This is a genomic window from Bradyrhizobium sp., from assembly GCF_004799405.1.
Taxonomy (GTDB): Bacteria; Pseudomonadota; Alphaproteobacteria; order Rhizobiales; family Xanthobacteraceae; genus Bradyrhizobium.
Map to the genome: position 1 here is coordinate 1 of NZ_SSMW01000096.1, position 12,570 is coordinate 12,570.

The window sequence follows — 12,570 nt, forward strand, 5'->3', positions numbered from 1 at the left end:
TTACATTCTGCTTTTAAACAAAAGGACGACAGCCATGAGCGGCATTCTCTGGATCATCATCGTCGGCTTTATCGCGGGAATTATCGCCCGGCTGCTTTCGCCGGGTCCGAACAATCCCGGCGGATTTATCCTGACCACCGTGCTCGGCATCGCCGGCGCGTTCCTGGCGACCTTCGTCGGCCAGGCCATCGGCCATTACGGCCCGGATCAGGGCGCGGGCTTCATCACCGCGACCATCGGCGCGCTGGTGGTACTGTTCATCTGGAACAGGCTGGTGGCCAGCGGCGTGATTTCCGATTTCGGAAGCAAATGATTTCCGTCATTCCGGGATGGTGCGCTAGCACCAGACCCGGAATGACGAGACTACGTAATCAGATGCATGCCGGCGTCCATCCGCACCACTTCGCCGGTCATGGTGCTCGATGACGGCGTGGCGAGAAAGCACACCAAAGCGGCGATGTCGTCGGCGGTCGAGGCGAGCTTGAGCGGCACTTTCGCCACCACGGAATCACGCACCAGCTTGGCGCCGGCCTCGCCACGGCCCTTGGTGAACCACGGCGTATCGATATAACCGGGGCAAACGGTGTTGACGCGGATCAGCGGCGCAAGCGCGCGCGCCAGCGAATAGGTGATGGTGTTGAGCGCGCCCTTGCTCGCGGCATAGGCCACCGAGGAGCCGACGCCGCTGATGCCGGCGACCGACGAGACGTTGACGACCGTGGAAGCGCGCCCCGAGGCCTTGGCGCCGGCTTCCAGCAGCGACCTCGCCGCCCGGACCATCTGGAACGGGCCGATGGTGTTGACGCCGAATATACGCTGGAAATCTTCCGCCGACAGCCCGTCGAGATTGTCGTGCGGCACATGCTTGGTGGTGCCGGCATTGTTGATCAGCGCATCGAGCCGTCCCCAGGCGGCGGCCGCCGCGACGATCTTCCTGCAGTCCGCGTCCTTGGACACGTCGCCCTGGACCACGACCACCTCGGCGCCGGCGCTGCGGCAGAGGTCGGCGGTCGCTTCGGCTTCCTTCTGGCTGGAGGAATAATTGACCACGATGCGCGCACCGCCCTTGGCCAGAATGGCCGCGGTCGCCGCCCCCAGGCCGGACGCAGAGCCGGTTACAATCGCGCACAAACCATCCTTCGACATCCGCATTTCCTGTTTTGTTGATTTTTGAACCTGTCCAGCCGTAGCGCCATCTACCATAGCGCGGGGCGAAATGCCTGCAAATCGGCGAATCTCCGTTGCGCGGAATTAATTCGGCGGCGGCCATCGCCGCATGCCGCCTTTGCAGGCCTGTCGACGGACATCAGCGCTTGTCACGAGGATAGCTTTTCCTCATCATGCGGTGCAAGAAAACACCGCACTCCGATGCCCGGCGGAACCGCCGGGCAAAGCGGGTGCGGGTCAAAACGGGGAACGCTGTGGCGGAGAGTGAGAATATTGTCGCCGAGACCGCGGAAAAGATATTCGCCGATCTGGCCGATGCGCAAACCATCAACCGCGACAAGAAAGGCGGCTGGAAAGCGCCGCTGTGGCAGGCGCTGAGCGAGGCCGGCCTGCCGCTGTCATGGGTGGCGGAGGATTGCGGCGGCTCGGGCGCGAGCCTCGCCGAAGGTTTCAGCGTGCTCAGCGCGGCCGGGCGTTTCGCGATTGCGGTGCCGCTCGCCGAGACCATGCTGGCGGGATGGCTGCTGTCGCAGGCCAAAATTGCCTCGCCCGACGGCGCGATGACGATTGCGCCGGCAAGCCCGAAAGACCGCATCGCGCTCAATGCCGACGGCACCCTGTCGGGCCGCGCGCGCGGCGTGCCCTTTGCCAGGGATGCCAGGCATATCGCGGTGCTGGCGCAAGGTGCCGGCGGCTTCTCGATCGCGCTGGTCGATGCAACCAGTTGCCGGATCGAGGCCGGCCTCAACCTCGCCAGCGACGGCAGCGACACCGTGACGTTCAACAATGTGACGCCGGTGGCGATCAAGCCGGCGCCGAAAGGCTTCGACCAGGATTCGCTGATGCTGATGGGCGCGGTGGCGCGAAGCCTGCAGATCGCGGGCGCGCTGGAATCGATGCTGGAGATCAGCGTGCGTTATTCCGGCGAGCGCGTCGCGTTCGAAAAGAAGATTTCGAAATTCCAGGCGGTGCAGCACAATCTCGCAAGGCTCGCCGGCGAGACCGCCGCCGCCATGGCCGCGGCGAGCTCGGCGGCGGATACCATCGCCAACGCCTCGGGCTTCGACGATGCCGTGTTCCTGGAAGCCACGGCTGCGAAGATCCGTTGCGCCGAGGCGGCCGAAAAAGGTGCGGCGATCGCCCATCAGGTGCACGGCGCGATCGGCTACACGCTTGAACACATCCTGCATCGTTACACCATGCGCGCGCTGGCGTGGCGCGACGATTTCGGCCACGAAAGCTACTGGGCGGTAGAACTCGGCAAGCGCGTCGCCGCGCGCGGCGCCGACGAATTGTGGCCGCTGGTCGCCTCGCGCTAGGGAAGCCTATGAACAAATTCCAACATGCGTTTTCCTTCACCTCTCCCCTTGTGGGAGAGGTCGGATCGCATCGAAGATGCGATCCGGGTGAGGGGTTACAGACTGTCGATAGACCTGAACCCCTCACCCCAACCCTCTCCCACAAGGGGAGAGGGAGCGCACTTCCGCTGCCGCACGTGCGAGAATCCAACTGTCGAGATCAAACATGACCGCAGCTCTCCGTTTCGATCCCATCCGCCTGCCGCCCGAATGCGAAACGCTGCGCAAGGAAGTCCGCGCATTCCTCGCCGAGGAAATCGCCGCCGGCACGTTCGACCCGCACAGCCCGCAGGGCGGCGACAACGACGTGCCCGGCTTCAGCAAGCGGGTCGGCGAACGCGGATGGATCGGCATGACCTGGCCGAAGAAATACGGCGGCCACGAGCGCAGCTTTCTCGAGCGCTATGTGGTGACCGAGGAAATGCGCGTCGCCAACGCGCCGACGCGGCGTTTTTTCGTGGCCGACCGGCAGAGCGGCCCGGTACTGCTGAAATACGCGCCCGAGCATATCAAGATGGAGATCCTGCCGCGCATCTGCCGCGGCGAGGTCTGTTTCTCGATCGGCATGAGCGAGCCGAACTCGGGCTCGGACCTGTTCGCCGCCAAGACCAAGGCGACCAAGACCGACGGCGGCTGGCTGATCAACGGCACCAAGATCTGGACCTCGTCCGCGCAGGTCGCCAACTACATGCTGGCGATCTTCCGCACCTCGCCGCCGACCAAGGAAAACCGCCGCCACGGGCTGACGCAGTTTCTGGTCGACATGAAAACGCCGGGCATCAAGGTCAACCCGATCGCGCAATTGACCGGCAAGTCCGAATTCAACGAGGTGGTGTTCCAGGACGCTTTCGTCGCCGACGATCACATGCTCGGCGAAAAGGACGGCGCCTGGAAGCAGGCCACTTCAGAACTCGCCTATGAGCGCAGCGGCCCGGAACGCTTTCTCGAAACCTATTACGTGCTGACCGAACTGGTGCGCGCGCTGGGCGAAGAACCGGACAACCGCGGCGCCGAAGGCATCGGACGGCTGGTCGCGCAATTGCACACCATGCGCCGGATGTCGGTGTCGGTCGCAGGCATGCTGCACGCCGGCAAGGAGCCGGTTGTGGAGGCTTCCATCGTCAAGGACATCGGCACGATCTGGGAACAGCAATTGCCGCACCGGGTGCGCGATCTCGCGGCCTTCGTCGAGCCCGACGCCAGCAATCACGCCATCCTCGACACGGTGCTGCCGTTCGCGATGAAGGTCGCGCCCAAGCTCACCATTCAGGGCGGCACCACCGAAGTGCTGCGCGGAATCATCGCGCGCGGACTTGGTCTGCGCTAGGCGTGCGGCCTGGACCGCGCTTTCTTTTCACCTCTCCCCTTGTGGGAGAGGTCGGATCGCATCGACAGATGCGATCCGGGTGAGGGGTTAAGGCCTATCGATAGACCGTGACCCCTCACCCCAACCCTCTCCCACAAGGGGAGAGGGAGCTCACCGCTATTGCCGTAATATTTCGGCCATCTATTCACCGGAGATCACATCATGACAAAATTCACGGATATCGGCGTCGAGAAGACCGGCCACGTCGGCATCATCGAAATTCAAAAGCCGCCGCTGAATTTCTTCGATGTCTCGCTGATCAACCAGATCGCGGACGCGCTGGAGGAATTCGACCGCGATATCGAAATCCGCGCCTCGGTGCTCGCCGCCCAGGGCAAGGCGTTCTGCGCCGGCGCCAATTTCGGCGATCCGGCGCGGCAGGAGGCCGAGGCCCGCGCCAAGACCGACCCGGCCTCGAACCTGCCCATCAACCACCTCTACGTCCAGGCGGTGCGAATCTTCCGCAACAAGAAACCGATCGTCGCGGCGGTTCATGGCGCCGCGATCGGCGGCGGATTGGGCCTTGCGGTGTCGGCGGATTTTCGCGTCACCTGCCCCGAGGCGCGTTTTGCCGCCAATTTCACCAAGCTCGGCTTTCATCCGGGCTTCGGGCTGACGACGACGCTGCCCGAACTAGTCGGCAAGAATAACGCCGAACTGATTTTCTACACCAGCCGGCGCGTGACCGGCGAAGAAGCCTACCGGATGGGCCTTGCCAATGCCTGCGTGCCGCAGGACCAGGTCCGCGCCGAGGCCATCAAGCTGGCGCAGGAAATCGCCGAATGCTCGCCGCTCGGCCTGATCTCGACCCGCGCCACCATGCGCGCCGGCCTCGCCGACCGCGTGCTGGCCGCCACCAACCATGAACTGGTCGAACAAAACCGGCTGCGCACGACCGAGGATTTCAAGGAAGGCGTCAAGGCCACCGCCGAACGCCGCGTCGCCAACTTCAAGGGGCGGTGAGCTCTTTACCTCTCCCCTTGTGGGAGAGGTAAAGGCCGCCTTCGGCGGCCGTTGTTGAAGGAACGCCGAAGCTATGCTTCGGCTACGTCGCATCGTCAGATGCGATCCGCGTGAGGGGTTACGGTCTATCGGTGAAGGGATTCGGTTGAACGTTAGGCCGGAACTCCTCACCCCAACCCTCTCGCACAAGGGGAAAGGGAGCGCACCGTCGCCGCGGAGGCAGTGAATGCTAGTTGCTAGCCCCTCGCCACCACCAGCGCGTCGACAATGGTGGCGCCCTGCCCGATCGGATGCACCAGCACCGGATTGATTTCGATTTCGGCAATGTGTTCGCGCGCGCTCGCCGCCAGCACCGATAGCTGCGAGATCAATTGCGCCAGCGCTGCGACATCGGTTTTCGCCGCCCCGCGGAAGCCGTTGAGCAAGGGCGCCGCCTTGAGTTCGCCGAGCATTGCGGCAGCTTCCACCGCGCTCACCGGCGCGGGCCGGTAGATCACGTCCCTGAACAATTCGGTGGTGATGCCGCCGAGGCCGACCATGACCATCGAGCCGAAGGTCGCGTCCAAGAGAGTGCCGACGATGATCTCGACGCCCTTCTTCGCCATCGGAGAGACCAGCACGCCCTGGATTTCAGCCTCGGGGCGATGCTGCCGCGCGCTGTCCAGCAACGCCTGGTAGGCCGCGAAGGCTTCACCCTTGGTCGTCAAGTTGACGCGCACGCCGCCGACCTCGCTCTTGTGCAGGATATCGCGCGACTGGATTTTCATCACCAGCGGCAGGCCGATGCGGGCGATCGCGGCATCCAGCGCCTCGCGTGTCGTCACCAGCACCTCGTCCGGCAAGGCGATGCCGGCGTCGCGCAGCAGCGCCTTGCTGTCGAATTCCGAGAGCGTTGCGGATTTCAGATATCCGGAGAAATCGCGCGAGGCTGGCGCCGCATCATCCATCGATGGCGCCAGCCTGAATTTCGCGCGCTGAAGCATCTGCCGCATGGCGACCCCAACATGCGTCAGTCCCGACAGCACCACGACGCCGGACTTCGCCAGTTCGGTGCGCGCGAAGTTCGACGGCAGCGTGTAGGAATAGAACACGATCGGCTTGTTCTGGGCGTCGATGACGGGCTTCAGCTCCGCCTGCTTGAACGGCATCCGGACCTCGCTCGACAGCGACAGCACCACGAGAATGGCGTCGACCTCATCGGACGCATTGAGCAGGTCGATGCTCTTCTGCAAGCCGCCGCTGTTGGCGCCTTGCGCGGTGACATCGACCGGGTTGCATGACGCGCCATAGGACGGAATCAAGGTGCGGATTTCCGCCTGGATCGATTGCGACAATTCCGGCACCTGCAGGCCCTGCATCGAAACCGTGTCCGCGCCCCAGATACCGCCGCCGCCGGACACCGTGAGCACGGCGACGCGGTCGCCTCTGGGCATTGGGCTCGTGGTCAGCAGCGCGGCGATGGTGACGGCCTCGTCGAGGTCGTTGGAGATGATGAAACCGTATTTGGCGAATACCGCATCATAGGCCGCGGACCAGCCGGCCATGCTGGCGGTATGCGAAGCGGCCCCGCGCCCGCCGGCGCTGGAGCGGCCGACCTTTGTCACGATCACGGGCTTGCCGATTTCCGCGGCGCGGCGAGCCGCGGCCAGAAACTTGCCGACATCGCGAATACCCTCGATGAACAGCAGGATCACGTCGGTCGAGGAATCCTGCACCATGTATTCGAGGAATTCTCCGGCGCCCAAGTCAGCCTCGTTGCCGGCGCTGACGCAATAGCTGATCGCAACCCCAAGCGCTTTGGCGCGATGCTTGATCGCAAAGCCGATGCCGCCCGATTGTGCGACGATGGCCGCCCGGCGCCTGGTCGCGACCAGCGGCACATGACCCGGCTTGACATCAACGGTCGGGCTGAAGGTCGCCGCGACCTTCTGCACCTCGCTCAAGAAGCCTTCGGCATTGGGGCCGGAAATCCGCATCCCCGTCCGCTTCGCCAGCGCGACAATGGCGTCCTGCATCGCAGCACTGTCGCCGCCTTCTTCCGCAAATCCCGACGAGATGATCACCGCGTTCCTGACGCCGACCGCGGCGCATTGTTCCAGCGCGCCGAGCACCGCGCGCGCCGGAATGATGATGATGGCAAGATCGATCGGCTGGCCGACATCGGATATCGAGGGATAACATTTCAGCCCGTCGATATCGCCGTAGTTGGGATTGATCGGATAGAGCCGACCCGGAAATTCGTTCTTGCGCAGCATCGACAGCAGCCGGCCCGGAATTTTCTCGTGGTCGCGCGATGCGCCGATCATGGCGATGCTGTCGGGCGCAAAGAAGCTGTCGAGCGGATGCGGCATTACGGGACGTTCCTTATTATTATTGCCTGGTACAGGATCTATCGTCGTTGCGAGCCAACGGGTCGCGCGAACGCGCGCCCGATGACAGGCTCAGCGAAGCAATCCATGCCCGCCGAAAAGATGGATTGCTTCGTCGCTTCGCTCCTCGCAATGACGGAAGAAACGAGCCCACGCTCACGCCGCCAGATGGAACGTGACGCCGCCGAGCAGAAACGAATCGCCTGATACCGGCTGTCCCCGGGTCTTGGCGGCGTGGCGGACGGCGTCGATGTCCCGCACTTTGAAGGTCAGGCCGCTCATGAGGTCGCTGGTGCCCTGGACGAAACGGAAGGTGCAATTGGGAAGCGCCAGTTCCGGCTCGCCGTTGTTATTTTGACTGACGGGAATTCCGATGATGCGTCCCCAATGTGCGGCGAGGCCGGAAGGGTCGGGGCTTTGCATCTCCACCCCGGTCAGGGCCTGCGTCACATCCTTGCGGATCGATTGCTGCCAGTCCGGCCCGGCCGGCGGATAGGCGCCCAGAATATCGTCGCTGCCATCGGTGTGATTGAATTCGATGAACGCCGCGCGGCAATCGCGCGGATGCAGTTGCACGCCGTGATAGGGCGCATGGTCGATGACGTTGGCGACGCGGACGCCGATTTCCTTAGCGTGCCTGGCACGCCCGTCGGGATCGTCGCAGCAGAAGATCGCCATGTAGCCGCCGCGGCCGCCGGTCTTGTCGATAAAGCGGCCCGCCGCGGTGCCGGGCTGAAACGGTGCGACCACTTCCAGCAAAATGGTATCGACCGGCAGCAGCGCATTCTCCAGGCCATACTTGGCGACGTTACCGTCGCGGTAGCACACCTCAAGGCCCATGATCGCGGAGATGTCGCCGACTACAGGCTCGAGATGCGGCGCCACCAGGCAGATCTGTCGCAATCTCATATAAGGCGCCATCTCAGTGGCCCTGGAAGGCGGGCTTGCGCTTTTCGACAAAGGCCTTGGCGGCTTCCTTGTGGTCGGCGGTCTCGCCGGAGCGCGAATGGTGGATCGCTTCGGCGTCGAAACAGGCTTCCAGCGGCAAATGCTCGGCATTGTTGATGTTCTTCTTGATGTAACCGAGCGTGATCGACGGGCCCTGCGCCAGCGACATCGCCAACTCATGCGCGGCGGCATCGACTTCGGCGTCGGGCACGACGCGGTTCACCATGCCGAGCGCCAGCGCCTCCTGCGCCGACAGTACCGGCGACAGCAGATAAAGCTCGCGCGCCTTGGCGCTGCCGAGCATCTGGGTCAGGAAATAGGTGCCGCCGTAATCGCCCGACAATCCGACCTTGGCGAACGCGGTGGTGATCTTGACCGATGCCGAGGCGACGCGGAGATCGCAGGCGAGCGCAATCGAAAGGCCGGCGCCGGCGGCCGCACCATCGAGCTGCGCCACCACCGGCTTTGCCATCTGGTGGAGGATGCGCGAGACTTCCATGCCGCGCCGCAGATTGACCATCTTGGCCTCGAACGGCAGCGGCGCGCGCCCCTCCGCCATCGATTTGACATCGCCGCCGACACAGAAGGTGCCGCCCGCCCCCTTAAGCAGGACGGCGCGAACCTCATGATCCTCCGCCGCGCGCCGCGCCGCCTCGACCAGCCCGCGCGTCATGTCCGGATTGAGCGCGTTGCGCCGGTCGGGACGGTTCATGGTGATCGTGAGCAGGCCGCCATCGAGTTTTTGAAGGACCATGTCATTCATCGGCGTTTTCCTTATTCGCTGTTGTTATTTCTTCACCAGCGGGCAGCGCGACAGTTCGAGCGACTGGAACGCCTCATTGCCCGGAACGGTCGCCAGCAGCTTGTAGTCGTCCCAGCGCTGTTCGGACTCCGACGGCTTCTTGACCTCGAACAGATACATGTCGTGCACCATGCGACCGTCCTCGCGAATCCTGCCGTTTTTGGCGAACACATCGTTGATCGGGGTGTCCTTCATGATCTTCATGACGGCGGCGGAGTCGGTGGTGCCGGCGGCCTTCACCGCTTGCAGGTAATGCATCACTGAGGAGTAGACGCCGACCTGCGCCGAGGTCGGCACCCGCTTGATGCGCTCCATGAAGCGTTTGGAAAAGGCCCGGGTCTCGTCGTTGAGGTCCCAGTAGAAGGCTTCGGCGAGCAACAGGCCCTGGGCGGTTTCAAGCCCGACGCTATCGATATCGGTCACGAAAGCGAGCAGCGGCGACAGTTTCTGGCCGCCTTTCGCGATCCCGAATTCGGACGCCTGCTTGATCGCATTGATGGTGTCGCCGCCGGCATTGGCGAGCCCGATCACCTTGGCTTTGGAGCTTTGCGCCTGCAGCAGGTACGACGAAAAATCCGAGGTGTTGAGCGGATGCCGGACGCTGCCGAGCACCTTGCCGCCGGATTTCAGCACGACATTGCTGGTGTCCTTTTCGAGATCCTGGCCGAACGCATAGTCCGCGGTGAGAAAGAACCAGGTGTCGAGGCCCTGCTTGACGGTGGCGAGACCCGTAACATTGGCCTGCGCGAAGGTATCGAACACGTAATGCACGGTATAGGGGCCGCAGGCTTCGTTGCTGAGCCGGATCGAGCCGGGACCGTTGAAGATGACGATCTTGTTGCGCGCTTTGGCGATCTCGCCGGCGGCAAGGGCAGTGGCGGACGCCGCCACGTCGTAGATCATCTCGACGCCCTGGTTGTCCAACATGTCGCGGGCGATGTTGGCGGCAAGATCGGCCTTATTGAGATGATCGGCGGCGATGATCTCGATCTTGCGGCCGAGCACATCGCCGCCGAAATCCTCCGCCGCCATTTTGGCGGCCATCTCGCTGCCGGGCCCGGTGATGTCGGCATAAAGCCCGGACATGTCGAGGATGCCGCCGAGCTTGAGCGGCGGCTTGTCCTGCGCCATCGCCGCCGATGCGGCAACGGCCAGCACCGAGCCGAGAATGCCGGAAACAGCGCGTTTCATGGAAAGCCTCCCTGTCAAACGGGCCGCATTGCCTGCGGCCTCGATTTTGCTGCGGCAATCATGCCGCATGCGGTGCGCAGCGGCAAGCCGAGCCCATGCGGGTTTTTCCGCTAACCGGAATGATCGCAGGACTGCTTACATCGCGCGCCGATCAGGCTAAGAGTCCTTGCACGGAATGTGGTTGAGGGCAGCGTCATGAAACCGGCGAGCAGCATGCCGCGGCGCATCGGGTCGGTCGCGGCGGCATTGCCGTGCAGCTTCATCCTTGTGATCGCGACCAGCCCCGCCCGCGCGGCCGGATGCAACTTCGAGCCGCAGGGCGAGGGCCGCGTCACCGAGGTGATCGACGGGCGCAGCTTTCGCATGAGCGACGGCCGCGAGATTCGCCTGGCCGGCATCGAGCCTGTCGCGGCCGAACAAACCGGCGCGAGCCGCGCCGCGGCGCTGTCGGCGATCGTGGCCGGCCATGACGTGACGTTGCGCGGACAGGACAACGCCCCCGACCGTTACGGCCGCCAGCCCGCCTTCGTGTTTCTCGATGGCGCCGATATCTCGGTGCAGGGCCAGTTGCTGGAACAGGGCCATGCGCTGGTATCGGCGACCGTGACCGACAAGGACTGTGCTTTGAGCCTGAGCGCCGCCGAGGTGGCGGCGCGCCAGGCCAGGCGCGGAATCTGGGCCGATTCTGCGGCCAACAAAAGCGCGGAAAGTCCCGGCGATATTTTGGCCATGATCGGGCAGTTTACCGTAGTGGAGGGCAAGGTCCTCTCGGTGCGGCAGGCAGGGGCAACGACTTACCTGAATTTCGGACGGAACTGGACACGAGGCTTTGCTGCGACTATTTCAAGGCGCATGATATCGGCTTTCGGGGCTGCCGGAACTGACCTTAAGTCTCTCGAAAATCGACGAATTCGTGTTCGGGGCTGGGTCGAAATGCGGGGCGGCCCGCGAATCGAGGTGCTCCGGACGGGACAGATTGAATTGGTCGGCGGGGATTAGCTCGTTGGACATAAGGGGTTCTGAAGCGATGGCGTGCGCGGGACGGCACGAGACCGGGATGGGCCGCCGCCATTGGGCTGCGCCGGTTCTGCTGTGCGCGGCCTTGACGCTGGCCGCCTGCGGCGACATGAGCCGGTTTCAGACCGCGTCGCCGACGGCACCGGCCCCCGCCGCCAAGCCGGCCCGGGCCGTCGCGCAAACCCCGGCCGCCGAGCGCGAGCACGAGCGAATCCTGTCCTCCTATGGCGGCGCCTATGACGATCCGAAACTGGAAGCCCTGATCGGCAACACCGTCGATCGGCTGGTCGCGGCGTCCGATCGTCCCGACCAGGCCTACAAGGTGACGATCCTCAATTCGGGCGCGGTGAATGCGTTCGCGCTTCCGACCGGGCAACTTTATGTGACGCGCGGCCTGATCGCACTGGCCTGCGACACCTCGGAATTGTCTTCGGTATTGTCCCACGAGATGGCGCATGTGCTGGCGAAGCACGCTTCGATCCGCGAGGACCAGGCGCGCCAGGCCGCGATCGTCACCCGCGTCGTCACCGACATGGGCAACGATCCGGATCTGACGGCGCTTGCGCTCGCCAAGACCAAGCTGACGATGGCGAGCTTTTCGCGCAGCCAGGAGTTCGAGGCCGACGGCATCGGGGTTGCGATCTCGGCGCGCGCGCATTTCGATCCCTATGGCGCGGCGCGTTTTTTGACCGCGATGGAGCGCAATGCGGAGCTGAAAGCCGGAAAGACCTCGGTCGATCCGCGCGCGCAGGACTTCCTGTCGTCGCATCCGGCAACCCCGGAGCGCGTGCAGAATGCGCAGGCCAATGCGCGGCAATACTCATCGCCCGAGGGCGGCGAACGCGATCGCGAAAGCTATCTCGGCGCCATCGACAACATCGTCTATGGCGAGGATCCGAGCGAGGGGTTCGTCCGCGGCCGCCGCTTCCTGCATCCCAAGCTCGGCTTCACCTTTGCCGCGCCCGAAAACTTCACGCTCGACAACACCGCGCAGGCGGTGGTCGGCGTGCGCGAGGGCGGCTCCCAGGCGATGCGTTTCGATGTGGCGCGGGTGCCCGCCGAACAGAGTCTCGGCGAATATCTCAATTCCGGCTGGATGGAAAATGTCGACAAGGCCTCGACCGAGGATCTGATGATCAACGGCTTCCCGGCGGCCTCCGCGGTCGCCCACGGCGATCAATGGCAGTTCAGGGTGTATGCGCTGCGTTTCGGCAGCGACGTCTACCGTTTTATTTTCGCCGCCAAGCAGAAGACCACCGAGAGCGACCGCAACGCGCGCGAGACCGTCAATTCCTTCCGCCGCCTGACGCTGGAGGAAATTCAGGCCGCAAGGCCGCTGCGCATCAAGGTCATCACGGTGCAGCCCGGCGACACCGTGGAATCGCTGTC

11 protein-coding genes are annotated in these 12,570 nt (G+C 64.0%); 6 read left to right on the top strand and 5 right to left on the bottom strand.

What is annotated here, in order from left to right; all coding sequences use genetic code 11:
• The first annotated feature begins 34 nt into the window (after positions 1–34).
• Complete coding sequence (locus tag E7813_RS15525; RefSeq protein WP_291575326.1) at positions 35–313, top strand: GlsB/YeaQ/YmgE family stress response membrane protein; 279 nt, start codon at positions 35–37, stop codon at positions 311–313.
• Between the two features lie 50 nt (positions 314–363).
• On the opposite strand, the gene E7813_RS15530 is transcribed toward E7813_RS15525, so the two are convergent.
• Entirely contained in the window at positions 364–1,146 is a 783-nt protein-coding gene (locus E7813_RS15530; protein ID WP_291575327.1) for an SDR family oxidoreductase, read from the bottom strand.
• Positions 1,147–1,421: 275 nt separating this feature from the next.
• Here E7813_RS15530 and E7813_RS15535 point away from each other — a divergent pair, with 275 nt between their 5' ends.
• The 3 genes from E7813_RS15535 (at position 1,422) to E7813_RS15545 (ending at position 4,854) form a co-directional block, all read left to right on the top strand.
• Positions 1,422–2,486, top strand: coding sequence for an acyl-CoA dehydrogenase family protein (locus E7813_RS15535; protein WP_291575329.1), 1,065 nt, complete (start codon positions 1,422–1,424; stop codon positions 2,484–2,486).
• A 205-nt stretch (positions 2,487–2,691) separates the two neighbouring features.
• Positions 2,692–3,852, top strand: a complete 1,161-nt coding sequence (locus tag E7813_RS15540; RefSeq protein WP_291575331.1) for an acyl-CoA dehydrogenase family protein — start codon at positions 2,692–2,694, stop codon at positions 3,850–3,852.
• A gap of 201 nt (positions 3,853–4,053) precedes the next feature.
• Positions 4,054–4,854, top strand: coding sequence for an enoyl-CoA hydratase/isomerase family protein (locus E7813_RS15545; protein ID WP_291575333.1), 801 nt, complete (start codon positions 4,054–4,056; stop codon positions 4,852–4,854).
• 236 nt (positions 4,855–5,090) lie between these two features.
• Here E7813_RS15545 and E7813_RS15550 read toward each other — a convergent pair whose 3' ends face one another.
• The 4 genes from E7813_RS15550 to E7813_RS15565 form a co-directional block, all read right to left on the bottom strand.
• Positions 5,091–7,205 carry an acetate--CoA ligase family protein gene (locus tag E7813_RS15550; RefSeq protein ID WP_291575335.1) on the bottom strand — a complete coding sequence of 705 codons (2,115 nt, stop codon included), beginning with the start codon at positions 7,203–7,205 and terminating at the stop codon, positions 5,091–5,093.
• 174 nt (positions 7,206–7,379) lie between these two features.
• Positions 7,380–8,144 carry a hypothetical protein gene (locus E7813_RS15555; protein ID WP_291575337.1) on the bottom strand — a complete coding sequence of 255 codons (765 nt, stop codon included), beginning with the start codon at positions 8,142–8,144 and terminating at the stop codon, positions 7,380–7,382.
• A gap of 1 nt (position 8,145) precedes the next feature.
• Complete coding sequence (locus E7813_RS15560; RefSeq protein WP_291575338.1) at positions 8,146–8,934, bottom strand: enoyl-CoA hydratase; 789 nt, start codon at positions 8,932–8,934, stop codon at positions 8,146–8,148.
• 24 nt (positions 8,935–8,958) lie between these two features.
• On the bottom strand, positions 8,959–10,164 hold the full coding sequence (locus E7813_RS15565; RefSeq protein ID WP_291575339.1) for an ABC transporter substrate-binding protein: 1,206 nt from the start codon (positions 10,162–10,164) through the stop codon (positions 8,959–8,961).
• Between the two features lie 195 nt (positions 10,165–10,359).
• Between E7813_RS15565 and E7813_RS15570 the strand changes: the two genes are divergently transcribed.
• Positions 10,360–11,163 (top strand): thermonuclease family protein, encoded by an 804-nt coding sequence (locus tag E7813_RS15570; protein ID WP_291575340.1) that lies wholly within the window; start codon positions 10,360–10,362, stop codon positions 11,161–11,163.
• A gap of 28 nt (positions 11,164–11,191) precedes the next feature.
• Positions 11,192–12,570: M48 family metalloprotease (locus E7813_RS15575; protein WP_291575342.1), on the top strand; the 1,379-nt coding region annotated here is incomplete at its 3' end.